Origin of the sequence: Pseudoalteromonas sp. RW-H-Ap-1, from assembly GCF_048318575.1 — a bacterium.
Lineage (GTDB): Bacteria > Pseudomonadota > Gammaproteobacteria > Enterobacterales > Alteromonadaceae > Pseudoalteromonas.
Genome location: NZ_CP166996.1, coordinates 715595 through 739571, shown reverse-complemented (window position 1 = coordinate 739571; position 23977 = coordinate 715595). Strand labels below are relative to the sequence as shown.

22 protein-coding genes, 1 pseudogene and 1 riboswitch are annotated in these 23977 nt (G+C 39.6%); of the genes and pseudogenes, 5 read left to right on the top strand and 18 right to left on the bottom strand.

Annotation, left to right across the window (positions count from 1 at the left end; genetic code table 11):
* Positions 1 to 74: 74 nt before the first annotated feature.
* Both AB8618_RS03450 and AB8618_RS03445 read right to left on the bottom strand, forming a co-directional pair.
* Positions 75 to 1922: a TonB-dependent receptor domain-containing protein gene (locus AB8618_RS03450; RefSeq protein ID WP_418157333.1), complete on the bottom strand. Its 1848-nt coding sequence runs from the start codon at positions 1920 to 1922 to the stop codon at positions 75 to 77.
* A 36-nt stretch (positions 1923 to 1958) separates the two neighbouring features.
* Positions 1959 to 2124, bottom strand: a riboswitch (cobalamin riboswitch).
* Between the two features lie 322 nt (positions 2125 to 2446).
* Positions 2447 to 2929: a YajQ family cyclic di-GMP-binding protein gene (locus AB8618_RS03445; protein WP_413401380.1), complete on the bottom strand. Its 483-nt coding sequence runs from the start codon at positions 2927 to 2929 to the stop codon at positions 2447 to 2449.
* Positions 2930 to 3080: 151 nt separating this feature from the next.
* Between AB8618_RS03445 and AB8618_RS03440 the strand changes: the two genes are divergently transcribed.
* Positions 3081 to 3431, top strand: coding sequence for a VanZ family protein (locus tag AB8618_RS03440; protein ID WP_008113182.1), 351 nt, complete (start codon positions 3081 to 3083; stop codon positions 3429 to 3431).
* Entirely contained in the window at positions 3424 to 4410 is a 987-nt protein-coding gene (locus AB8618_RS03435) for a ketopantoate reductase family protein (RefSeq protein ID WP_409424838.1), read from the top strand. The genes AB8618_RS03440 and AB8618_RS03435 overlap by 8 nt, the downstream gene beginning before the upstream one ends.
* A 207-nt stretch (positions 4411 to 4617) precedes the next feature.
* On the opposite strand, the gene thiI is transcribed toward AB8618_RS03435, so the two are convergent.
* Together thiI and AB8618_RS03425 are read right to left on the bottom strand one after the other, a co-directional pair.
* Positions 4618 to 6075 (bottom strand): tRNA uracil 4-sulfurtransferase ThiI, encoded by a 1458-nt coding sequence (gene thiI, locus AB8618_RS03430; protein WP_075170684.1) that lies wholly within the window; start codon positions 6073 to 6075, stop codon positions 4618 to 4620.
* A 100-nt stretch (positions 6076 to 6175) separates the two neighbouring features.
* Complete coding sequence (locus tag AB8618_RS03425) at positions 6176 to 6829, bottom strand: TetR/AcrR family transcriptional regulator (RefSeq protein ID WP_413401378.1); 654 nt, start codon at positions 6827 to 6829, stop codon at positions 6176 to 6178.
* Positions 6830 to 7271: 442 nt separating this feature from the next.
* Here AB8618_RS03425 and coaD point away from each other — a divergent pair, with 442 nt between their 5' ends.
* Positions 7272 to 7763, top strand: a complete 492-nt coding sequence (gene coaD / locus AB8618_RS03420; RefSeq protein WP_024601870.1) for a pantetheine-phosphate adenylyltransferase — start codon at positions 7272 to 7274, stop codon at positions 7761 to 7763.
* Positions 7764 to 7783: 20 nt separating this feature from the next.
* Here coaD and AB8618_RS03415 read toward each other — a convergent pair whose 3' ends face one another.
* From AB8618_RS03415 to argC, 9 genes and pseudogenes are all read right to left on the bottom strand, one after another.
* Positions 7784 to 8296, bottom strand: coding sequence for a hypothetical protein (locus tag AB8618_RS03415; RefSeq protein WP_409424835.1), 513 nt, complete (start codon positions 8294 to 8296; stop codon positions 7784 to 7786).
* Positions 8289 to 8627 (bottom strand): hypothetical protein, encoded by a 339-nt coding sequence (locus AB8618_RS03410; protein ID WP_409424834.1) that lies wholly within the window; start codon positions 8625 to 8627, stop codon positions 8289 to 8291. Before AB8618_RS03410 ends, AB8618_RS03415 begins: the two co-directional genes overlap by 8 nt.
* Before the next feature lie 171 nt (positions 8628 to 8798).
* Positions 8799 to 9269, bottom strand: a complete 471-nt coding sequence (locus AB8618_RS03405) for a hypothetical protein (RefSeq protein WP_409424833.1) — start codon at positions 9267 to 9269, stop codon at positions 8799 to 8801.
* 77 nt (positions 9270 to 9346) lie between these two features.
* Positions 9347 to 9544, bottom strand: a complete 198-nt coding sequence (locus tag AB8618_RS03400; RefSeq protein WP_290170983.1) for a hypothetical protein — start codon at positions 9542 to 9544, stop codon at positions 9347 to 9349.
* A gap of 245 nt (positions 9545 to 9789) precedes the next feature.
* Positions 9790 to 11652 (bottom strand): annotated as a pseudogene (argH, locus tag AB8618_RS03395) (argininosuccinate lyase).
* 52 nt (positions 11653 to 11704) lie between these two features.
* Positions 11705 to 12907, bottom strand: a complete 1203-nt coding sequence (locus AB8618_RS03390) for an argininosuccinate synthase (protein WP_418157332.1) — start codon at positions 12905 to 12907, stop codon at positions 11705 to 11707.
* Positions 12904 to 13836: an ornithine carbamoyltransferase gene (locus AB8618_RS03385; RefSeq protein ID WP_413401374.1), complete on the bottom strand. Its 933-nt coding sequence runs from the start codon at positions 13834 to 13836 to the stop codon at positions 12904 to 12906. The genes AB8618_RS03390 and AB8618_RS03385 overlap by 4 nt, the downstream gene beginning before the upstream one ends.
* A 7-nt stretch (positions 13837 to 13843) precedes the next feature.
* Entirely contained in the window at positions 13844 to 14611 is a 768-nt protein-coding gene (gene argB, locus AB8618_RS03380) for an acetylglutamate kinase (RefSeq protein WP_413401373.1), read from the bottom strand.
* Positions 14608 to 15621 carry an N-acetyl-gamma-glutamyl-phosphate reductase gene (argC, locus tag AB8618_RS03375; protein WP_413401372.1) on the bottom strand — a complete coding sequence of 338 codons (1014 nt, stop codon included), beginning with the start codon at positions 15619 to 15621 and terminating at the stop codon, positions 14608 to 14610. The genes argB and argC overlap by 4 nt, the downstream gene beginning before the upstream one ends.
* A 221-nt stretch (positions 15622 to 15842) precedes the next feature.
* On the opposite strand from argC, the gene argE reads away from it, so the two are divergent.
* Complete coding sequence (argE, locus tag AB8618_RS03370; protein ID WP_413401371.1) at positions 15843 to 16988, top strand: acetylornithine deacetylase; 1146 nt, start codon at positions 15843 to 15845, stop codon at positions 16986 to 16988.
* A gap of 251 nt (positions 16989 to 17239) precedes the next feature.
* On the opposite strand, the gene panP is transcribed toward argE, so the two are convergent.
* Entirely contained in the window at positions 17240 to 18865 is a 1626-nt protein-coding gene (gene panP, locus AB8618_RS03365; RefSeq protein WP_413401370.1) for a pyridoxal-dependent aspartate 1-decarboxylase PanP, read from the bottom strand.
* A 369-nt stretch (positions 18866 to 19234) separates the two neighbouring features.
* Here panP and AB8618_RS03360 point away from each other — a divergent pair, with 369 nt between their 5' ends.
* On the top strand, positions 19235 to 20992 hold the full coding sequence (locus AB8618_RS03360; protein ID WP_409424829.1) for a GGDEF domain-containing protein: 1758 nt from the start codon (positions 19235 to 19237) through the stop codon (positions 20990 to 20992).
* On the opposite strand, the gene trmB is transcribed toward AB8618_RS03360, so the two are convergent.
* Genes trmB through AB8618_RS03340 form a run of 4 tightly spaced genes read right to left on the bottom strand, consistent with a single transcriptional unit; the run spans position 20989 to position 23977 of the window.
* Entirely contained in the window at positions 20989 to 21660 is a 672-nt protein-coding gene (trmB, locus tag AB8618_RS03355; RefSeq protein ID WP_413401368.1) for a tRNA (guanine(46)-N(7))-methyltransferase TrmB, read from the bottom strand. The genes AB8618_RS03360 and trmB overlap by 4 nt on opposite strands.
* The gene (locus AB8618_RS03350; protein WP_010391022.1) at positions 21660 to 22427 is read right to left on the bottom strand and encodes an ABC transporter permease; all 768 of its coding nucleotides are present in this window, start codon (positions 22425 to 22427) and stop codon (positions 21660 to 21662) included. Before AB8618_RS03350 ends, trmB begins: the two co-directional genes overlap by 1 nt.
* Positions 22428 to 23357 (bottom strand): ABC transporter ATP-binding protein, encoded by a 930-nt coding sequence (locus AB8618_RS03345; protein WP_413401367.1) that lies wholly within the window; start codon positions 23355 to 23357, stop codon positions 22428 to 22430.
* Complete coding sequence (locus AB8618_RS03340) at positions 23354 to 23977, bottom strand: flavin prenyltransferase UbiX (protein WP_413401366.1); 624 nt, start codon at positions 23975 to 23977, stop codon at positions 23354 to 23356. The genes AB8618_RS03345 and AB8618_RS03340 overlap by 4 nt, the downstream gene beginning before the upstream one ends.

Below are 23977 nucleotides of genomic sequence, written 5' to 3'. Positions count from 1 at the left end.
AATGCTTTAAAGCGCTAACCAAATAGCCCAGCAATTTGCTGGGCTATTTGATTTTCGGCAACTAAAAGTGATAATTAAAACTGGTAATTTGCCCCCACAAAGAAAGTTCTTCCTGCGCTGTTATAACCTAATAGCTCACCACTGGCAGCAAACCTTGTTGCTGCAGTAAAATATTCTTTATCAGTAATATTTTCTATTCGAGCAGCTAACGATAAATTCTCAAGCAACTGGTAATTGGCTGCTAAATTAAATACCGTATAGCTAGCGAGTTCAGAATCATAATACGCAATTGATGGACGCGATGAGCGATATTGCATATCTAAACTGGCATCAAAATCGCCCCATGATTTGGCGAGTTGATAATTAAACGATTCAGAGGGTCTGCGTGGTAAATCTGTATTCGTCTTTTCATCTGTAGCATCTAAAAAACTAACATTAACAGAGTGTTCAAAGCCTAACGCTGAAAACTCAGCCGACAATTCTAGCCCCTGCATAGATACTTTATCTATGTTAGTTGCAATATATTTACCTGAGTCTGCATCATAATTATTACTAATTAAATTATTGATACGGTTATCGAAAATAGCAATATCATAACGCCCCCATTGAGTTTCTAGGGTAACACCAAACTCATTATTTAAGGCTTCCTCAGGCTTAATATTATTATTTGGTAGGTAGTATGGGCTGTTAGTTACAAACGCATTAATTAAAGACGGCGCCCTAAATGCAGTACCATGATTTAAACGTACCGTTACGTAGTGATTGGCTTTATATCCAAGCCCAGTACTGTAAGTATTTGCACGGCCGTGAAAATCATAATCATCGGTTCTGATAACCGCATTTGCTAACCATTGTTCATGACTATAAAACGCGCCTATAAACAATGCGTTGTTATCGCGTTTTTCTTCTGATGACGTTGCTGACGAGTTTGATAAATCCTCAGATAGATAATTAAAACCACCTGATAAATCAAGTTCTTGCGTTAGACTATAAAGCCCGCGGTATTCAAACTCAACACGCTCTGTGCTATACACTTGCTGTACATCAGTGCCTGTTTGGGTATTTTCTTCTTGCGATACACTCAATGAAATACTTTGGGTATATATTTCTGAGGCTTTTTTCCAGCCTAGCTTAGCGGTATAGTTTTCAAAATCGTAGGCATCGTTACCCCATGCGTTATCATACTGCGCTTCACCTTCACTGTACTGAGACTGTAAGCTCAACTCACCTAGTTCAGCCAGTTCATACGCTAAATTAAAGCCAATGTTTTTATTTTTGTAGCCATCATCATCGTGATCTTTGGTATATTCAGCCACAGGGTCTTTGCCAGTAATATCAAAACCATCTGTCTCTTCGTAGCCTAGATTATAATTAAAGCTCACCGCCTCTTTTACAAGCCCACCAGCAAGCTGATAATTACTGTAGCTATGGCTGCCTAAAGTAGCCGAAAGCGAGTTATTTGAGGCTTTACGGGTAATAATATTAATCACTCCGGCTACCGCGTCTGAGCCATAAATAGTCGCTCTGGCACCTTTTATAATTTCAACATGCTCGATACTATTAACTGGAATATTCGTCAGCGATACACTACCTGAGCTTGCATCGCTCACTCTTACGCCATCAACTAGTACTAAGGTATATTTAGCGCTGGCGCCGCGAACAAATATATCTGCCTTTTGACCTAAACCGCCGTTACGAACAATATCAATCCCAGCTATGGTATTTAATATTGCAGGTAAGTCTCGATAATTCGCTTTTTCAATATCAGCGCGGTCGATAACTGCCACACTTGCTAATACATCATTTATAGGTTGTTCAAATTTATTCGCAGTAACGGTTATTTTTTCAATGGTTTGTTCTGCAGATGCAGAAAAAGACAGCGCAGCCGAAATAGCCACACCCAATGCAGTTTTATTTATCATGATGTTCCCTATCTCTGCCCACCGCAAAGATGTTAGTAAGTAAGATTACATCAAGGCCGGTCTCCGGACTCAGTTGCCATAGTTAAATACAGCATAACTTTACCGTTGCGGGGGCAGTGTTGGGATTGACTTCATCAATGAAAACGCACCAACTTCCCGATTATCCTACTAAAAAAATCACACCTTTGAAGTGTTTAGCAAGCACCTTGAAAATAGGCTGCTATTGTTATCTGTTTACTTAAAAATGTCAACGGACGTCTAAACATCTACAATTTGATTTTTGGGGTTCGGGGTTCGAGGTTCGAGGTTCGAGGTTCGGGGTTCGGGGTTCGGGGTTCGGGGTTCGGGGTTCGGGGTTCGGGGTTCGGGGTTCGGGGTTCGGGGTTCGGGGTTCGGGGTTCGGGGTTCGGGGTTCGGTAATTATCATAGATTCAAAAATAAAAAAGCCAAACAATATAACGTGTTTGGCTAAATACATGTTGCTTTGAACTAAGCGCCTATAGTGCCTAGCTCGAAACAATAAATTAATCGCGGAAGTTTTTAAACTGAAATGGCTGACCTAAATCGGCAGTGCGTACAACTTGCATAGCAGCTTGTAAATCATCACGCTTTTTACCCGTTACGCGTACTTCTTCGCCTTGAATAGCCGCTTGCACTTTTACTTTAGAATCTTTAATCGCTTTTACGACTTTTTTAGCCATGTCTTTTTCGATGCCCTGCTTTAGCGCAACGTTACGAAAAACATTTTTACCTGCACGAGAAATCCCTTGAAGTTCTAGGCTCGCAACATCCATCCCACGCTTAGAAACTTTCCCAGCTAAAATATCAAACAACTGCATAACTTGAGCATCTGCTTCAGCTTTTAATTTAATTGTTTTATCGTTTAATTCAATTGAGGCATCGACCCCTCTAAAATCAAATCGTGTCTCTAATTCACGGTTGGCGTTATCAACCGCGTTTTGTGCTTCGTTCATTTCTACTTCAGATACAATATCAAATGAAGGCATGATGTTCTCCTAACTAGCTAATCTTAATTTTATGCGGCAATTATAACGTTAAAATGATAAATCTTTACACTTTTCTGCATCTTGTTCAGGTGCGATACTAATTTAGTTTGATATACTGAGGCTTCTTTTTTATACGATTTTAGGATTTTTTGTGACGAGGCGTGTTTACCAAGCTATTTTTTTAATTAGTATTGTCGCATTTACCTTCTTATTTGCTAAAGAGGTAAAAGGGGCTGCAAACTTATTTCCGCATGTAGATAAAGTGGCGCATTTTGGTATTTTCTTTTTACTTGCCATTATTATGGATAAAGCCTTTAAACTGCCTTTATATGCACAAATATTGCTGTTAGCCGGCTATGGTGCCGCAATAGAGATTATGCAAGATAGCCTCCCTTATAGACAAGCATCACTGGCCGATTTTGTTGCCGATTTTATTGGTGCGGCGAGCTACTTTTTAGCTAAAGCGCTATTAACACTGCGTAAAAAGAAGCGTTATGGCTAACATACTTGTTGTTGGTGATGGTGCTATTGGCTTGTTATTTAGCCATTTTTTAGCGAAACATCACACTGTTAATATTCTTACTAAAAAAGGCACCCTTAACACTCGCTTTTATAGCCGTGGTGATGCCCCTTGTGAAAAAATTAACGCTACTTTCATCTCACAACAGCAATTAACTCAAGCTCCCGAGTTTGACATTGTTTTATTCACTGTTAAAGCGTTTGCAGTGCAACAAGCCTATGCTCAAGTAAAACCTTATCTTGGCAATAATACCCATATTGTAATGAGTCATAATGGCATGGGTAATGTTGAACAATTAAATCCACAGTTAACAAAGCAGCAATCGTTGTACTTTTTAACCACCAGCATGGCTGGATTTAAGTCAAACCCTAATATTGTGCAGCATACCGGAAACGGGCAAAGTGTATTAGGGGGCTGTAATCAACTAGCTATGCAAAATATTCAACAGCTTAGTGCGCAATTACACACTATTCCGCAATTAATTGTTAACAACAATATTGAGCAACTGCGGTTTGAAAAGCTACTGGTTAATATTGCTATAAATCCATTAACCGCTCTGTACAATATAAAAAATGGCCAGCTACGTGCGCCACAGTACAGTAGCGCAATTATTAATTTATTAACTGAAGCGTGCCATATTGCAACCGCGCTTAAACTTAATATTAAGCTTATTGATGCCCTAGAGCGTGCCTATATGGTAATGAGTTTAACCGCAGAGAATTACTCATCTATGCATCAAGACGTTATGCATAATAGGCAAACTGAGATCATGGCAATTTGTGGTTATATTAGTGAGCAAGGCAAACGACATAATATTGCGACCCCGTATAACGACGCTTTACTTGCTGAAATTCTGGCAAAAAAAGCGCGGAATAAATCCGCGCATCTAGGGTCTGTTGACTTTTGCGGATTACAATTTGTTCAAACTAGGGGTGGTTTAATCGCGGCGCGAGGTTTGTAACCTAGTGGGCTAAGTAAAAACCGAGCAACAAAGAGTAAATCGCCCCTAGGCAGAACCCGAAGGGCAGCGCCTGTTTGGCATTGATGCTGCGTTATCGCCTATTTATGGGGAATAACCACACCACATAGGCTCTGCCTTGCCTAAATACCAAACAGACTGCTGCAAATTTAACCTTAAAGGGTCAACAGGCCCTAATATATTTAGCCATTAACGACGATAGACTTTTACAGTAGTAAAGCCTTCTTCGTGAAGAATAAGCGCTTGTAACTGGCTCATTACCCCTTTTTGGCAATATAAGTAATAGTCTTTGCCTTTAGGTAAATCACCAAACTTAGTTGCTAAACGGAAAAACGGTAAGTGGATAACTTCAATACCATCAATTTCAAGCGGTGCGGCATCTTCTTCTTCAGGTGAGCGAATATCAACAACAACCGCTCCTTCTGGTAACTCTGTAACTGACTCAGCCTCTTTAAGCTCTTGCTTAGCTTCAACATCAATATCGCGCACATCCATAACACGGGCGTTATCAATAACAGTATCTAATACATCAAAATCAAACTTCTCTTCTTCTGCTTTAATGACTTCAATTTTAGCTTTAACCGTCGGCTTTTTAGAGATCACACCACAGTATTCAGGCATCGTCTCTGCCATTTCTGCAGTGCCTATTTGGCGCGCTATATTAATGATCTCTTGCTTATCATGTTGGATAAGTGGGCGTAAAATCAGCGTTTCGGTTACACGGTCAATCACGCTTAAATTAGCTAAGGTTTGACTAGACACCTGACCTATACTTTCACCCGTTACCAAAGCTTGAATATTTAGTTTTTCAGCAACGGCACTACCCGCTCGCATCATCATACGTTTAAGCACAACACCCATTTGGCTGTTCTCAACGTTTTCTAAAATTTCAGCAACAACCGGTTCAAAATCAACGGTAATAAACTTAACTTTATGCGTAGAGCTGTATTGTTTCCATAGATAGTAACTCGCTTGCTTAACCCCAATTTCATGGGCAGCACCACCTAAGTTAAAGAATAAAAAGTGTGTACGAGCGCCTTTACGGATCATCTGGTAACTGGCAACGCCAGAATCAAATCCACCAGACATAAGCGATAATACATCGTCTTGTGTTGGCAGTGGAAAGCCCGCCATTCCTAAATGCGTTTGCGTTACTATGTAGGCTTTTTCGTCTTTAATTTCTAAACGAATCGTTACCTCAGGGCGGCTTAGTTTTACTCGAGCTCCTTCAACATGTTGATTTAGCCCGCCACCAACATAGCGCTCTAGTTCAGTTGAAGTAAAATCATGTTGACCTATGCGCTTAGCACGTACACAAAAGGTTTTACCAATAATAGTGTGGCCAACTAACGCAATGGTTTTTTGATAAATGTCATCAAGGGTTTTAAAGTCTGTTTCGGTCACTTCAATAAACTGTACGATGCCTGGAATACGCTGCAAGCTATCAATAAAATCAAGGCGAGTTTGGGCATCATCTAGTTTTGTAACAACTGAAATGTTATCCCAGTTATTACGTACTTGTACTTTTTCGTCAACACGACGCAATACAATTTTAATGTTATTTTCTAACACTTTAGTAAAGCGTTTACGGACTGAACGGCTTTTAATGGCTATTTCAGGGTGAAGTTTGACGATAAATTTAAGCATAGTTTAACTCTTAGACTGCGGGAATTCGCGCACCCAGGTATTGGGCGCGGCGGATTATAGCAAAAAAATTAACGCCTAGGAACTAACCAACTTAACGGGCTTAAGGGTTCTGGGGAGCTGAATTTGCTAAAAGGGTGTACTTTTCTCTTAACTGATTAATTTTATTTGCGCTTTTCTCGGTACTGTAGGCTTTAAATAAAGTCAGTACTTTTACAATACCAGGGTAAATGTCTTGCTCAACCAGCACACCACTTAGTCTTCTTGCTTTCATGTAGGGTGTCCAAAAGCTGACCGTTAATTTTAGCGTATGAGCAAGCTCAATAGCATCTTGTTCATCAATGGCAATAATTTCGCTATCCCGCAAGGCCAAAATGATGTTACGCACCTGCTCAAGTAACTCCTGCTGAAAATCAATGTAACCCTGTTTTAAATGGCTATCGCGAGCGAGAATATCGCCAAGGTTGTCGTAAAAAAAATGATAGCGCCACATTAATTCAAATAGCGAATCTAAATAAGGACCAAGATGACTAAATGCATCGTCGTCTTTATCAACTGGCTTAAAATGAGTACTTAAATGATCGCGATAAAGTGCAAATATATGGCGAATAATGTCTTCTTTATTTTTAAAGTGGTAGTAAAGATTACCCGGACTCATACCTAAACTCGATGCAATATGATTAGTTGATATTGCTCTTTCACCATGTTCATTAAACAATGAAATACTGGTTTGAATTATTTTATCCTTGGTATTCATATACTCATTACTCAATTTTCGAAAATACGATGCTGCATTAAAACAATCCGCTAGGGCCTGTTTATCTTTCGAGGTTGAATTTGCAGCAGTGTGTTTGGTATTTTGGCAAGGCAGAGCCTATGTAGTGTGGTTATTCCCCATAAATAGGCGATAACGCAGCATAAATACCAAACACGCGCTGCCTGAAGGTTCGTCCTAGGGACGATTAACTCTTTGTTGCTCGGCTTTTACTTAGCCCACTAGGTTACAAACCTCGCGCCACGATTAAATCGTCCCTAGTTAGAACAAATTTTAATCCTGAAAGGTAAACAGGCCCTAGTATAAACAAATAGTCAGCGTTAAAACAATCAAGGCATGAAGTTCTTCACAATTTACTCACAAGGCTGCTTTGCACACTAAACACTGCTACACTACGGCTAAAAATAATAACACAGTAAATATTATGAAAGTGACCGCAATCTACCCAGGCACATTTGACCCCCTTACCAACGGCCACACTGATTTAATTCAGCGTGCGGCTAAAATGTTCGATACCGTTATTGTTGCTATTGCTCATAACCCAAGTAAAAAACCGTGTTTTACTTTAGAAGAACGCGTTGATTTAGCGAATGAAATTTTAAGCCATTTAGATAATGTAAAGGTCATTGGCTTTTCAGGGCTGCTAGCAGATTTAGCTCGCGACCATAATGCAAATGTACTGATCAGAGGCATAAGAGCGGTTTCTGATTTTGATTATGAATTTCAGCTCGCAAATATGAACCGCCGTTTAAACCCTGATTTAGAAAGTGTATTTTTAACACCTGCTGAGCGTAATACTTTTATATCATCAACCTTGGTAAAAGAAGTTGCGCGCCATAACGGGGATGTGAGTGAGTTTGTTGACACCATAGTAATGAAAGCCCTGCAATCTAGGCTGGGGAAAACCAAGCATTAAACACAACACCTAGCGTATCATTACATTGCGCTAGGTAGCTTCGCTCTTACTGGAAACAGAGCGTTCTTAAGCCTCACTAAACCCAAAAAGTCTTTATTAATAAAGAAAATAGCTATCATCACAAAATCCATCAGATTAATTCCCAAAGAATAAAATGACCAGAACCACCATGGTGTGCTGTTATTAAAGACTAGCACATCTAAATGCATACCAAAAAATAGCAGTGAGTTTATGCTCAGTCCTAATAATAGATAAGAAGTTATAGCATTTTTATTTATGAAGTTACTTACAACTAAAATAGCCAAGATCGTCACTAAATCAAAAAGTAATAGTTGCGTGTAAGAAATATTTTGAATATCAATGAACAAGCTTGAAGAGTATGAAATTGACATGATTAGCGATAGCCATAAAGCCTCTTTTTTGGGTTCATTTATACTCGTGACTAATGAGTATAAAAAAGCCATTAAAAAGCCCCACTGAACAAATGCGCCGAGGTAAAGAGATACATATGGACTGAGCAAGAAGTCATCCATTTAAAATACCATTTTTAACTGAAGGTTTTAATGCTTTTACACCTCGATTGATATTCACATAATCTAAGTTTATTACCAAAGAGGCTATCATTAATATATCAATCAAGTTTATAGAAATAGAGTAAAAACTCCAAAACCACCATTCTTGAGTATTCCCAAGAATGTATAAGTCATAATAAATAAAACCAACTAATACACTATTTATGATTAAGCCAATAATGATGAAATATGCAGATAAAGATGGAGTAACCTTTGCTCTTTTAATCGCAAAAACAATAAAAGCAATGGTTAAAAAGTCATAAGCTATCCAATTAAGATAAACATGGCTCAATATATAGATAGTCACTTAATACATATGAGCAAAGCATTATTGCAGCTAAATATAGAGAAGATTTATGTGGGGTATTGATACTTTTAACAAAACAATACAGGAAAGCCATCAAGAAGCCCCACTGAATGAATGCGCTTACATATTCGCCAAGGGTATAACTGATATACATGTTTACGAAAAATTGTTTTCTGGTTGGATATTTGAGCCTTTGAAAAGTTTATTTTTTAATTTATGAAGACCTAAAAAGTCTCGATCTACAATTAAAACCACAATCATTATTAAATCGATAATATTAACGCCAAAAGTATATATATCCCATAGAAACCAAGGCTCACGATTATTACTAAGGTACATATCAAAATACATAAATAGACTAAGTATAGAGTTTATAAAGAGACCTAAAATAATGTACAGAAAAGAGTATGTTGTCTTTTTAAACAAAACAAAGGCTAGTATCAAAGCTGCTATAGTCGCATAATCGTATAGAGCCCAGTCTAAATATAGTGAATTTTCTATTGATAACCAAGTAAAGAAATAATCAGATAAAGTGTAAGAAGTCATCATAATAAATGAACTGAGTAATAAGGTAGTATCCCTTTTAATGCCTAATGAAAATACAAAAGCATTAAAGAAAAACGCCATCAAAAAACCCCAGCTTGAAAAAGCTGACAGCGAAAAAAACCAAAAAACTCAGTTAAAAACATTCATGACCTTTAATGTTACTTAGGCTTACTAGTATCAAGTATAACGCCACCACGCTGAAGTTCTGCACCAGCTGCAGCCATTGCCTCTTGAGAGATACTTACTGTATCAGATTGTAGGGTTTTAGGGCTAGCAGTTTGTTCCATTGCAGGCTTTAATTGTTGCGTTTTATTGTATGCTTGCATTTGTACTTGGCTGTTCGCTGAAATTTGCATGTGATTAATCCTCTTGAGTATTAAATTTTATTATTGGCGCAAATTTAAATCACACCACCTGCAGCAGTTAGTAAATAACTGCAGTCGCGTTTAATCTATGTTGGTTAATTGACTCAACAACACGCACACAAGTAAAGTGCAAACGATATGCCAACTTTAAATTACTAGTATATTAATTTAAAGTTACTTTTTTTAGTAAAAAAAACGCATCGGGGTCACCGTGCGTTTTTTATCCTAGGGATTGCTCAAGCCACGTTTTTGCAGGGGATCTCCATGCTATTACTTGGCTTTAACATATATTCCATTGCGACTTCATCACAGTTTTCTTTGCGTAAACATAGCTCGCAATCTTTCATTACTTTTTCAGGTAGGCTCTCTTTATTACAGAAACTAAACCGCTGATTTTCGAAAAAGTCAGGTACACGAGTCAGAACAATGACACGATTAAGTGCCAACTTTTTGGCTTTTACTAATAAGTGTTCGACCAGTTTTCTTCCCTGCCCCGTTACTGCGCTTTTAGGATCAATGCCTAATGAACGTATTTCAGCTAATCCTGTGTCGTAAATATAAAGTGAAGCACAACCCGATACCTGACCGTCTATCTCGGTTACGGCAAACTCATTAATTGAGTGCACCATATCACTTTTAGCTCGCGGTAAATTTTCGCCGACTGTTGCCCAGTGCTGTACGAGTTTAGCTATCGCTTCCACATCATCTAAATTTGCATCACGAACCGTTATTTGCTGTTTTTTTCGCGTCCTTCACCGCTTTGCTTACTTGCTCTAGTGATGTACCGCCAAGCGCTTGACGAGCTTTAATACAGGCATCAATTTCAAGTACCGGATACACGTCATCTTCAAACACTGGGTTTACTGATTTATACTGCTCTAGTGAAAGTTGCTCAAGCGTTTTACCTTCACTAATGGCTAGTTGCACCAATACCCCAACAATATGATGCCCTTCTCTAAACGGAACACCTTTAGCCACTAGATAATCAGCCAGTTCGGTTGCATTTGCGTGGCCACCTTTTGCCGCTGAAAGCGTTTTATCTGCTTTAACTTTTATGCCTTTAATACACGCTTGTGCCATATGAATACACGCAAGCCACGTTGGCATGGCATCAAAAATGCCTTCTTTGTCTTCTTGCATATCTTTATTGTAAGCAAGTGGCAGTGCTTTTAGAGTCATCATCATTGCGCTAAACGCACCAAACACCCGCCCTGTTTTGCCACGAATTAGCTCTAATGCATCTGGGTTTTTTTCTGTGGCATTAAAGATGAACCCGAGGTCACATTATCGGCCAGTTCAATAAAACCAGCTTCTCCCGAGTTATAAAAAATCAGGTCCTCAGACATCCGCGATAAGTGAATCATAGAAATAGACGCACAGCTTAATAGTTCAACAACAAAGTCACGATCAGATACGCCATCTAAACTATTTTTAGTCGCACCGGTAAAGCCTAGCCCTTGTGCAAGTGCATGGCGGTCAATCGGGTATGCAGTGCCCGCAAGTGCACCACTGCCGAGTGGGCAATAATTCATTCGTGCTTGGGCATCTTTTAGTCGGCTTTCATCACGCTCAAGCATTTCTACATAAGCCATACACCAATGGCTAAACAGTACGGGCTGTGCCCGCTGTAAGTGCGTATAACCAGGCAGTATTGTGCCAAGCTCACGTTCAGCCAAACTAATAAATTCAGCTTTTAATTGTGCAATTGCTTTTAAAATATGATCGGCAGTATCGCGACACCATAACCTAAAGTCGGTAGCAACTTGATCGTTACGGCTTCGACCTGTGTGTAATTTTTTAGCTAAATCACCCACTTTTTCAATTAGCGCAGCTTCAACATGAGAATGAATATCCTCAGCACCTGAGGTTGCTACAGCTTGTGGATCTGCTTTTACTTCTTCAAGTAACTCATAAAGTGCCGATACCAACTTTTTGTGCTCGTCGTTAGATAGCACATTCACTTGCTCAAGTGCGCCTGCCCATGCCACAGAGCCAATAATATCTTGCTCTGCTAACTGGTAATCGAACGGAAGTGAATCGTTAAACTGTTTAAACGCTTCATCTGGACCCGTAGAAAAACGTCCGCCCCATAATGCCATGAAATCTCTCCAAACCCGATAATAGCCCCTTAATTCCAATGGGCGTAAAAAATTACTTTTTAGCTAATGCTGAAATTCTGCTTGATAGCGAGAATAAACGAATAAAGCCTTCTGCATGCGATTGGTCATAAACATCGTCTTCACCAAAGGTAGCAAAATCTTCGCTATATAAACTGTTAGGTGATTTTTTCTGAACCGCAGTGACTTGGCCTTTATAAAGCTTAAGTACCACTTCGCCCGTTGCTAGTGTAGACAGCGCTTCTGCACCGGCTAAAATAGAATCTTTTAGCGGCGTAAACCAACGACCGTCGTAAACTAAGTGTGAAAATTCACCACCGAGTATTTCTTTCCATTTACGGCTCGCTTTATCAAGTACTAACTCATCAATTGCTTGAAGCGCTGCCATGATCACAGTACCGCCTGGCGTTTCATAACAACCACGCGATTTCATACCCACTAAACGGTTTTCTACTATATCAACACGCCCCACACCATGAGGTGATGCAATGTCGTTTAATTTAACTAAACAATCATAAGGTTTAAGCTCTTCGCCATTTACAGCAACCACTTCACCTTCAACAACCGATAAAGTGACGTGTTCGGCTTTATCAGGTGCTTGCTCTGGTGAGTTAGTCCAGGTCCATACTTGCTCACTTGGTTCACACCAAGGGTCTTCAAGTTCACCGCCTTCGTGAGAAATATGCCATGCGTTGGCATCACGACTGTAAATTTTAGTTGCTGACGCAGAACATGGAATATCACGCTCAGCTAAATAATCTAATAGTGATTCACGGCTTGATAAATCCCACTCACGCCAAGGCGCAATCACTTTTAAATCAGGTGCGAGTGCCGCAAAACATGACTCAAAACGTACTTGGTCATTACCTTTACCCGTACAGCCATGAGAAAGTGCATCGGCACCTACTTTACGTGCAATTTCAACTTGCGCTTTAGCAATGATTGGACGCGCCATAGAAGTACCAAGTAAATAAGTCCCTTCATATATAGAACCCGTTTTAAGCGTTGGGTAAATATAATCGCTTACCATCTCATCTTTTAAATCAACCACGTAACACTCAGATGCACCAGACGCTATAGCTTTAGCTTCTACGCCTTCAAGTTCTTCAGCTCCTTGGCCAACATCGGCAACAAAGGCAATAACTTCACAGCCGTAGTTCTCTTTTAACCATGGCACGATAGCCGATGTATCAAGACCACCTGAATAGGCTAAAACGACTTTTTTAATTGAACTCATAGGTGTTCCTTAACAAAATTTGGATTTAACAATGTAACTAATAGCGCATTTTGCGCATGCATGCGGTTTTCTGCTTGCTGTATAATTTTTGATGCAGGGCCATCCATTACCTCAGAAGTAATTTCAAACTCACGGTGTGCCGGTTGGCAATGTAATACCGTAGTTGCACCTGTTTTTTCTAACAATGCCTGATTTAATTGATAAGGCATGTATTTTTCTTTTACTTGCTCAAGAGGAGTTGTATCCCCCATAGATACCCAGGTATCGGCATAAACAATATTAGCACCGACTGCAGCCTCAACCCTGTCACTTACCATTACAGAAGCGCCATTCATCGCTGCTATTTGCTCTGCTTTTTTAAGCACTTGCGAATCAGGTGAACACCCTTTTGGTGTTACAGCGACAAAGTCGGTTCCTAAAGTAGCGGCTAACAGCATCAATGAATGCGTGACATTATTGCCCTCACCTAAGTAGGCAAGCTTTAACTGGCTAACATCACCATGTACTTCTTGTAGCGTTAAAAAATCAGCTAATGCTTGGCATGGGTGATATAAATCACACAAACTGTTAATCACAGGAACGGATGAATACTCACCGAGTGTCGTTAACGTACTGTGCTGATTAACCCGAGCAACAATCCCATCGGCCCAAGTCGAAATATTTAAGGCAAAATCTTTTATTGATTCGCGGGCGCCCATTGCACCATTTTGTTGGTCAAGGTAAACCGCATGGCCCCCTAAACGGTTTATACCAATATCAAATGAAAGGCGAGTACGTAAACTTTGCTTTTCAAACAAAGTAACCACTGACTTACCAGCTAGCACTTGGCTATATTTACTTGGGCTTTCTTTAATATCTTGCGCTAACTTTAATAAATTTAGTGCGCCTTGTTGGTCTAATTCTAGACCCGTTAAAAAATCTTTAAACATGTTCAACCTATGGTGTTACTTTAGTTCCGACATGCTCGCCTTGCAGCAAAGCAGTTAAGTTTTCTGGCTTTTGCCAGCTGGAAATGTACACACCGCGTCGTAAATGTTGGGCAGCGTGAAGACTGGTCTTAACTTTGACCTCCATCCCGCCCAAAATTACTCCCTCTGCAATTAAAGTATCAATGTGTTTTGTGTCAAGTTGATGTAAAGGCTGCTTATTAGCATCAAGTACCGCCTCTACATCTGTCATAAAAATAAGTTCTGCATTTAAATTATTAGCTATTGCGGCTGCTGCTTCATCGGCATTAATGTTGTATAACAAGCCCTGCTCATCAAAGCCGATAGAGCTGATGATTGGTAACCGGCCAGCACTGAGTAAATCATTAATAATAGAATCTGAATTGTTGTGACATTGACCTACTTGACCCAATGCTTTTAATTTTTGCGAGGCGGTGATCCCTGCTTCATATAAACTTAACCCCACCGGCTTATGGCCAACACTAATTGCTTGCGCCATGAGTTGTTTATTTGCCGCACCCGCAAGGGCTCCAACAATATAAGGCATCTGTTCTTTAGGGCTAATACGTAAACCTTGGTGTTTAGCACTGGCAAAACCAGCCTCTTTTAACCAGCTATCAACTAATGAGCCACCACCATGCACAATCACAAACTGAGCATCATCTTGCTCGTTGAGTATTTCAAATAATGCTTTAGCTGCATTTTCAGTATTGAGTACTGCACCACCGAGTTTAATAACCCACGTTTTACTCCTCATCTAAACGCTCCTATTAGACCTGTAGTGTGAGGCAAGCCCATTGATAAATTAATACATTGCAAAGCCTGACCAGCTGCCCCTTTTAATAAGTTGTCAATTGCTGCCATTACTATTAACTGTGAGCCTTGCTGCTGCCACGCAATATCTACATAAGGTTGTTTGGCCACCCCTTTAATTGAGGGGATTTTGCTGCCAAGCAAACGAATTAATGGCTCATCCGCTAATACTTGATAAGCTTTAGCTACTTGCTCACTGGTCACACCCGGCTTTAATTGCACATAAATAGTTTCTAAAATACCGCGCGGAAAATTACCTAAATGAGGAGTAAATAACACCTCATGATCAAGATGCTGTTGTATTTCAGGCCCGTGACGGTGATTAAACAAACCATAGGGTGCCAGCGAAACTTCGCAAAAATGAGTCCCTAGGCTGGCTTTACGCCCTGCGCCCGTTACACCAGAAACCGCATTAATAATAATTTTTTCATCACTCAACAAGCACGCTTGTTGAAGAGGCTTTAATGCATTTAATGCAGCCGTTGGATAGCAGCCAGCAACAGCAACTAGCTGAGCATCAGTAATGGCTTTACTATTCCATTCAGCAAGACCATATGCCGCTTGATTAAGTAGTTCTGGGTGTTGGTGTTCAAAACCATAATAAGTAAGGTAATCATCATTACTTGCAAGACGATAGCCACCGGAAAGGTCAAATACCTTTTTGCCCATCGCTAAAAACTGAGGCGCTAAATCCACACTTACTTTATGATCGGTACACAGACAAACGTAATCTGCTGAATGAGTGATATCAGCAAGTGCATGTTCATTTAGTGGCTGCAGAGGTAAATCAAGTAAGCCTAAATGCTCAGGATACAACTCACTAAGCAACTTATGTTTATCTAAACTTTGCGTTGATACATAACAGCCAGTTAACGAAAGGGTGGGATGTTTTGCTACCAAGCTAGCCAGTTCTGCGCCGCTGTAACCGCTGGCACCTATAATTACTACGTTCATTACTTACTCTTTATCTAAAATTAGTGACCACATTCAATGCTTTTTGTTTACACTTGGGTGTAACCCAGCCAAGCAGATTAAATTTATGAGTGATAACTATCGTCGTATTATTTTCATGGCGTAACTTTAATATATTTATGCTTAAAAAGTGAATTGATATTCATCATAAATACTTTTATATTGTTATGCAATTAAAATGAATAATTATTTTGGAATTTTTTATGTCTCTGCCGTCATTTATTTCGATGTACCAGCAATTGATTGCTGCCCCTTCTATTAGTGCCATTGAAGAGCATTTATGTATGAGTAATAAAAGTGTCATTGAATTGCTAGCGCAATGGTGTGAAAGCCTAGGTTTTACCTGTGAAATAATAGAGTTAGAAGGCAACAAAGGTCGCTACAACTTATTAGCAAAACGCGGTCAAGGCGACGGCGGTTTAATGCTGGCTGGGCACACTGATACAGTGCCATTTGATGATAGCCGCTGGAACCACAATCCATTTAAATTAACCGAGCAAAATAATAAACTATATGGCTTAGGTAGTATTGATATGAAAGGCTTTTTTGCTTTTGTACTGCAGGCTATTAGTGAGCTGGATGAAAAACAACAAACACAACCAATTTTAATATTAGCCACCGCAGACGAAGAAACCACTATGGCTGGCGCACAACAAATTTGTAAGCACCCAAATTTAAAACCAAGTCGCTGTATTATTGGTGAGCCTACTGATATGACGCCAGTATTTACCCATAAAGGTCATATGAGTACAGCAATCAGAGTCGTTGGCCGTTCAGGACATAGCTCAGATCCCGAACGGGGTCTTAACGCCATCGAAGTGATGCACAAAGTGATTACAAAATTGCTAATCTTAAAAGAACAACTTAAGAATAAATATTCAATAAATTACTTTAAAATTCCTTACCCAACGCTCAATTTAGGCAATATTCATGGGGGCGATAACGCGAATCGGATTTGCGGTTGCTGTGAAATGCATATTGATATGCGCCCTCTACCTGGCTTAAGTGTACAAGAGCTGCAAGCATTGCTGCTTGATGCAACCTTCGATATAAACCAGCAATACCCTAATTCGGTTAGTGTGATTGATTTACATGAGCCAATTCCAGCCTTTACAGGAAGCACCGACAGCGCGTTAGTTAAACTAGCCGAAAATATAGCAGGGCAAAAAGCGGTGGCTGTTAATTACTGTACTGAGGCACCATTTATACAACAACTAGGTTGTGAAACCATCGTCATGGGGCCAGGTTCAATTAATCAAGCGCATCAGCCCGATGAATATTTAGCGATGGAAAAAATCAAGCCTTCACAACAAATTATCAGCAACCTCATAAAGGCGAGTTGCTTTTAATCAGTAACAAAAAAGACGCTATTGAGCGTCTTTTTTGTTGTAGCATTTATGACTAACCTGAGCTCTGAATAATAAATCCATCTCAAGCAGCTATTTTCTGCGCTAACTGCGTTGAACTTACTTGCAATAGGCCAGCTATTGACGCGTAAGTTCGCCTTGTTTTCACTGAAAATCTCTGGCTAGAGAAAATAAACATAAATATCATTTTGATTCAATATGTTAGTAAATCTCTTAACCAGAGTTCAGGTTAGTTACATATATTTTCGTAAATACTTTTTAAATACAGGGTCGGTTTGAGCTAGTTCTTTCTGCTCTTCTAATATCTCTTTTAATATTGCACCTGATGTAAGCGGATTCGCAAGCACCACTCTAAAAACCACAGTTGGTTGATTATCATATTGAACTGGCGTTAAGCGCGTTCGCGATACAAACGAGCGACCCGATTCACGTTGTCGTTTTTGCATGCTAGCAGTAAAGCGATTAAGCGCGGCAAAGATATCTAAACGGGTTTGTGCATCTGCATGTGCTATCGCATTTTTAATTTGCTTAGGGACATAACGATAAGTTAATAAACACAGCTCAGGTTCAGATATTAATTCAAAGTCATCATCTGCTTTTATCAAATCAGCAAAGTAACGGGCTTTTTTAATGCTGCGATCGATAAGCATTTCATAGCCTTTACGACCAATAACACGTAAGCAAGCATGCACTAACATCGCCATACCAGGGCGACTCCCCTCAAGCGTATGGCTACCTAAGTCTTTAGAGCCTTTACGTAAAATATATTCAGCATGATGCTCTATGGCATCGGTAGCAGCAGGGTCTTTAAATAAGACTAAACCGGCCCCCATCGGCACATACATTTGCTTATGCGCATCAATGGTAATTGAATCTGCTTGCTCAATCCCTTTTAAAAGATGCCTATGGGTATTAGACAGTAAGGTGGCTCCGCCCCATGCCGCATCAACATGAAAGTGACAATTAATTTCTTGTGCTAAATTAGCCATGTCTTCAAGTGGGTCAATATTACCGGTTTCTGTCGTCCCGGCTACACCAATAATTGCCATCACTTTAATGCCTTGCGCTTCAAGCTCTAGCGCTTTTTCTCGCATAGCATCTACATCTACTTTATTATCAGCCGATGTTTTAATACCAATTAAATTCTCACGGCCAATACCTAGTAAATCTACCGATTTGCCTAACGAGTAATGACCTCGCTCAGAGATTAAAACCGCCAGTCCTTTGTAACCATAGTGGATCATTCCCGCCACTAAACCTTGTGCAGCAATGCCTTTAAAATTGCCATCTGCTTTTAACAAGCGGTTGCGGGCAATCCAAAGTGCAGTAATGTTAGCTACAGTGCCACCAGAGCAAAATGCCCCTAAAGAGGTTTTTGCACTGTGCATCCATTTAGAATAAAAGCCATCATTTTGTCCATAAGCTAAATGATGCATCATTCCTAAAACTTGACGTTCTAATGGGGTAAACGCTTTTGAGGTTTCTATTTTTACCAGGTTTTGATTAAGCCCAACCATTAATTTAGATAGCGGCAGTAAAAAATGTGGCAGAGCAGACGTCATATGACCAATAAAGCTTGGCGCTGCGGTATGTACAGAATGAGCAACCAGCTGTTCCATTATATCTTGAGCATAACAAGACACAAACGTTGGCTCTTCAGGGATGGCCGCCGATTGAAAATCTTTTTCTATTTCATGTAACGGTTTTTCAATTGCCGCGATATTTTCGTTTAAGAAACCTGCTAAGTTACTCGAAATTTCAAGCTCTATCTTGCTCAAAGTTGAGTCTGGAGCCTCAGGAACGGTAAATATCCGTTTGAGGCTTTCTTTAGAGGCGACGGCACAACGCTTTTGATCCATCTTCATACCTAGTGTGTGACTAAAACACCTGTTAGTTTGTAAAACACGCTAATTTGAGGTGTTTTTAAGCAACGGCATTTCTGAAAAATTGCGCTAACTTTACTGCAATATGACAAAAATGTCTCGTTTTAAGCCATAAAAGACAATACAAAGTAGATAACATTTAACTATTTTTTATATTTAGTACAAAGGGTAATTAAAATATTGGGCATTTATAATTTTTAAGTATAATAAATCTAACAAAAAATAAGGATGTTACATGCTAAAAGGAAATCTAAAATTAACTCGGTTGGCGCTCGGTACCGTCTTTTTTTAGTCAGCTTAATAATTTACAGTTACTACACCTACACCGCAATCAACAATAATGTGATGCGCAGCATTGATAATCGTTTATTAAATGCTGCCACCAGCGTAAAGTACATTTTAGGTAGTGATTATCACGATAAAGTAGCGCAAGAAATTAGCTTTTCAAGCTATCAAAATAAAGCTGACCAGCTTTCGGCGTTGGCCAATGATTTAAATATAGATTATTTATATTCAATGGTACTGATTGATGAGAATGTTTATTTTACTGCCTCTAGTTACACCCAAGATGATCAAAATAACGGTAAAGTTACTCAGTTTTTAGATCTTTATCCCGAAGCCACGCCCATCAACATAGCTGCATTTTTATCGACATCCCCTATTTTTGAAACCTCAACAGCGCATCGCGGCCATTCTAAAACAGTGTATATTCCTCATTTAGCAAAAAATGGCAGAACCTATATTACGGCTGCAGATATTAGCGTTGATAAAATTAGCAATGCGTTAAAAGCTGACTTATATCAGTCTGTGTTTCATTTTAGCTGCGTGATCATTATTTTATTGATAGTTTATATTCTTTATTACTATGGAGTACGTCGTTCACTAATGAACGACCATGCAAGCGGATTTGCAAATCATTTCGCTCTAGAAAAAAGACTGAAAAAAAGTAATGAGCACCATCTTCAAATTGCGATTATTTTAGTAAACGAAATTGATAATATCAGTCGCTTTTTTGGCACAAAAACAGCCGATACAGTGATGAAAAAGCTGCTCACTCACTTTAAGCAGCAAGTCCGTTTGCATGCACGTATTTATCGTATTGCAACAAATAAACTCGCTATTTTGACAGATAAAGAAACCCCCTTTGATGAGCTATATAGCATCATCCAGTCGCATAATAAAAATATACCGTTTTTAAATCAGCCGTTTATTTATATTACCCTTAACGCTGGTGTAGCTAGAGGCAACAAGTCATTACTGCTTAAGAATGCTCATATTGCGTTACTGCAATCAAAACAGGGCGATCAGAGCATAGTTAACTACTGTGAGGCAATTAACGACGCTAAATCTCTATATTTATATAATGTTGAAATAGCAAAAGAAATTCGTGAAGCATTTGATGCTCATCGTGTTGTTCCTTACTTTCAGCCGGTTATAAATACTCATACCGATGAAGTTATTAGGTATGATTGCTCACCGAGAATAGTCACCTCACAAGGAGAAATTTTAACCCCTGACACCTTTGCAAATGCACTAGATAGACTGCGATTGAATGGCATGTTAACCCATACCCTATTTACTCAATGTGTTTCACGTTTTCGTAAATCGGCAATTTGTTGGGAGCTAACTGTGTGCGCTGAAAACATTGCTGATCCCACTATTTATGATCATATTGCCTATGAACTTCATCGCTATCCTAATCCTGAAAACATCACTATTTCAATTTTAGAGTCGCAGGTTATTTCACATTACTACGAAATAAAGTCATTTATCGCAATGGTAAAAAGTAAGGGTGCAAAGGTGGTGATGCACTGCTGGGGTAATGAGTTTATTAATACCCTTAATACTTTAAAAGTGGAGGTTGATGGTATTAAACTCGATGGTGCAATCACAAAGCAGCTGTTAAATGATGCAAATACGTCGCTATTTATAACCTATATCGCTGATATAGCTCAGCAGCTTGAACTTGAATTGGTTGTTGAAGCGGTAGAAAGTAATACAGTTGCAGAGTTGCTCAGCCAGCTAAATGTGACGCTGATGCAAGGTAGCTACCTTGGCAAATCAACGCCACATGTTACTGACTTTAAAAAAGCAATGAGTTAGTTGTTAAGATTAATGGCTAGTCGGTGGCTTTGCTGACCACTGGCCCAGTACTTACGCTCAAAAGGGGTAATTGCTTCGTCTGATTCAAACAATGCAGTTTCACATGGATGCCCTGTTAATTCTAGCGCTCTGGCAAACTCTTTAACATAGATATCCCAGTTACTGCGCACTTCAAGCAAACCACCTAGTTTTACAATAAAGGGGAAGATAGCCGCCCCATGCCAGCGCCGTTGAATGTGCTTAGACTTAGGCCACGGATTTGGGTATAACAAATAATGATGAGTAGGCTGCCAATTAGCAGCGACAGCTAAACGCCAAAAATCATTTAAGTCAGCTTGCACCAAAATGTATTGACCACTCTCAGTTTGTTTATACTCAACATCATGCTTATCAAGTCGGTGAGATGACTTATCAATGCCCACAACTAACGCATCAGGATGACGTTTCGCTAAATTAGCAGTGCTTTCGCCAACGCCACAACAGGAGTCTAGAATAAGCGGTCCATCAAAGGCTTGCACCTTAGCATTAACTTCATCAAATGCGGTTTGAGTATGCGCTGCAATTGGCTTTTTAAACTCGGCTTGTAAGTGTTTATTAACTATTTCATCAAGCTTTTCATGAAGTCCCGCTTGATTAGATACAATACTACGTGAATTTGCATCGCTCATTAGTGTCTTAGCCCCACACCTTTTTTAATTAGCGTAAGTGCTAAAGTAAATAATACGCTGATAAACACCAACAACACCGCAATCGCAACTGTTAAATCAACATCAGAAACACCTAAAAATCCGTATCTGAATGCGTTAACCATATAAATGATCGGGTTTATTTGCGATACCATCTGCCAAAAATCAGGCAGTAAAGTGATTGAGTAAAACACCCCGCCTAAATAAGTTAGAGGCGTTAAAATAAAGGTCGGAATAATACTTATGTCATCAAAGCTGTTTGCATAAATAGCGTTGATTAACCCGCCCAAGGCAAACACCGCCGAGGTAAGAATAACAGTGGCTATAATCACAAAAATATTATGTATTTGTATATCTACAAAAAATAAAGAAACGCACGTTACAATAAAGCCCACCATAATGCCACGGGTCATGCCTCCGCCCATATAACCCAACACAATGATGTAATTAGGCACAGGTGCAACCAATAACTCTTCAATACTTTTTTGAAACTTAGTTGAGTAAAAGCTCGAAGCCACATTCGAGTAAGAGTTTGTTATAACTGACATCATAATAAGGCCAGGAACAATAAACTCCATGTAACTAAAGCCGCCCATATCGCCAATACGCGAGCCTATTAAATTCCCAAAAATAACAAAATATAAACTCATAGTAATCGCTGGCGGCACTAAGGTTTGCACCCAAATACGCAAAAAGCGAATACACTCTTTAATCCAAATACTCTTCAAGGCTACGCCATATTTAAACATTTATTCGCCCCGCCCTTGCTCTAATAAACCTACAAATAATTCTTCTAATCGATTCGCTTTATTACGCATGCTTAGCACAGTATTGCCTTGTTCGGTTAACGCGCTAAATACAGCATTAAGCCCTTGTGATTTAGCCACCTCAACTTCAATGGTGTGATCATCAGTCATGATAAAATTATACCCTTCAAGCGTCACCGGATTGGTAGGCTGTTTTAAATCCAATACAAAGGTTTCTTTGTCTAATTTAGCCAACAAGGCTTTTATGGTGGTGTTTTCAACTATACGGCCGGTATCAATTATAGCGATGTTTTTACAGAGTAATTCGGCTTCTTCAAGGTAGTGAGTGGTTAAAATAATGGTCACGCCTTGTTCGTTAATTTGCCTTAAAAAGTCCCACATTGAGCGGCGCAGCTCTATATCAACGCCCGCTGTTGGTTCGTCTAAAATAAGTAGCTTTGGTTCATGCATTAAGGCGCGTGCAATCATCAAGCGACGCTTCATACCACCAGAAAGGGTACGCGCTTGTTTATCTTTTTTCTCAAGTAGCCCAAGTTGTGCTAAGTACTTGTCAGCACGTTTGTGCGCTTCGCCGCGCGGTACACCGTAGTAACCTGCTTGATTAACGAGTATTTGGGTTAGGGTTTCAAACTGACTGAAGTTAAACTCTTGTGGCACTAAGCCCAAGTTGGCTTTTGCCGCTTCAAGGTCGGTATCAATATCATGACCAAATACTTCAATTTTACCTTTGGTCTTATTTACCAAAGAAGATATCACCCCAATAGTGGTTGATTTACCCGCCCCATTTGGACCTAACAGTGCAAAAAAGTCACCTTCATACACTTGTAAATCAACGCCTTTTACTGCCTCAACCCCATTTTTGTAAACCTTGGTAAGGCCTTCAATATTTAAAGCAATATTTTGCTTATTCATTTCTTACCCTCACCATAACCCCAGCGCTTTGTGAGATTATGTTCAATATTTAAATGATCTAAAATTCGCGCCACCATAAAATCAACTAAGTCTTCTATGCTTTGTGGTTGATGATAAAACCCAGGAGCAGCGGGCATGATAGTGACCCCTAAACGCGATAATTTGAGCATATTTTCTAAGTGAATTTCGCTAAACGGGGTTTCGCGTGGCACTAAAATAAGTTGACCTCGCTCTTTTATCACCACATCGGCAGCGCGCTCTAATAAATTATCTGATGCGCCGACTGCAATCGCAGACACAGATCCTGCGCTACATGGACATACTATCATTTTTTTCGGCGCTGCAGAGCCCGAAGCTACAGGACTGAACCAGTTATCTTTGCCAAATACCTTTAATTGTTCGCTCTTGGCGTTAAATAATGCACTTAACTGCTCGGTAGCTTTATCTTCATTCCCTGATAACTTTATATTGGACTCGGTATCAAAAACTACACGCGCGGCACTTGAGATAAGCACATACACTTGAAATTGTTGTTCAAGTAACACTTCCAACAGCCTTAACCCATATGGTGCGCCTGATGCACCAGTAAATGCTAAGGTAATTGTATCTTTAAATTGCAC